We start from the raw sequence: 1,411 nt of genomic DNA on the forward strand, positions 1-1,411 counted from the left end.
GTAGTATCAACACACACGCAACGTTGTACCGTCTTATCCTCTGTACCTGCTAAGGTTATAGGGACAAGCCGTACGGGCAATTAGTACTGGTTAGCTTAATGCATTACTGCACTTCCACACCCAGCCTATCAACGTCCTGGTCTCGAACGACCCTTCAAAGAGCTCAAGGCTCTGGGAAATCTCATCTCAAGGCAAGTTTCCCGCTTAGATGCTTTCAGCGGTTATCTCTTCCGAACTTAGCTACCCGGCAATGCCACTGGCGTGACAACCGGTACACCAGAGGTTCGTCCACTCCGGTCCTCTCGTACTAGGAGCAGCCCCCTTCAAATTTCCAACGCCCACGGCAGATAGGGACCAAACTGTCTCACGACGTTTTAAACCCAGCTCACGTACCACTTTAAATGGCGAACAGCCATACCCTTGGGACCGGCTACAGCCCCAGGATGTGATGAGCCGACATCGAGGTGCCAAACTCCCCCGTCGATATGAACTCTTGGGAGGAATCAGCCTGTTATCCCCAGAGTACCTTTTATCCGTTGAGCGATGGCCCTTCCATACAGAACCACCGGATCACTATGTCCTACTTTCGTACCTGCTCGACTTGTCAGTCTCGCAGTTAAGCACGCTTATGCCATTGCACTATCAACACGATGTCCGACCGTATCTAGCGTACCTTCGAACTCCTCCGTTACACTTTAGGAGGAGACCGCCCCAGTCAAACTGCCTACCATGCACTGTCCCCGATCCGGATAACGGACCAAGGTTAGAACCTCAAACAAACCAGGGTGGTATTTCAAGGTTGGCTCCACGAGAACTAGCGTCCCCGCTTCAAAGCCTCCCACCTATCCTACACAGATTGGTTCAAAGTCCAATGCAAAGCTACAGTAAAGGTTCATGGGGTCTTTCCGTCTAGCCGCGGGTAGATTGCATCATCACAAACATTTCAACTTCGCTGAGTCTCGGGAGGAGACAGTGTGGCCATCGTTACGCCATTCGTGCAGGTCGGAACTTACCCGACAAGGAATTTCGCTACCTTAGGACCGTTATAGTTACGGCCGCCGTTTACTGGGACTTCAATCAAGAGCTTGCACCCCATCATTTAATCTTCCAGCACCGGGCAGGCGTCACACCCTATACGTCCACTTTCGTGTTTGCAGAGTGCTGTGTTTTTATTAAACAGTCGCAGCCACCAGTTTATTGCAACCCTTTCACCCTCATGGAGTAAACCAATCAAGCTACCGGGGCGTACCTTTTCCCGAAGTTACGGTACCAATTTGCCGAGTTCCTTCTCCCGAGTTCTCTCAAGCGCCTTAGAATACTCATCTCGCCCACCTGTGTCGGTTTGCGGTACGGTCTCGTATGACTGAAGCTTAGAGGCTTTTCTTGGAACCACTTCCGATTGCTTCGTGAA

General features: G+C 51.2%; 2 other annotated features.

Going from position 1 to position 1,411, the window contains the following annotated elements:
* Positions 1-72: 72 nt before the first annotated feature.
* Positions 73-944, reverse strand: a sequence feature (23S ribosomal RNA rRNA prediction is too short).
* Between the two features lie 9 nt (positions 945-953).
* Positions 954-1,306, reverse strand: a sequence feature (23S ribosomal RNA rRNA prediction is too short).
* Positions 1,307-1,411 lie beyond the last annotated feature (105 nt).

The organism is Janthinobacterium sp. PLB04 (genome assembly GCF_021165895.1).
GTDB classification, from domain to species: domain Bacteria; phylum Pseudomonadota; class Gammaproteobacteria; order Burkholderiales; family Burkholderiaceae_D; genus Janthinobacterium; species Janthinobacterium lividum.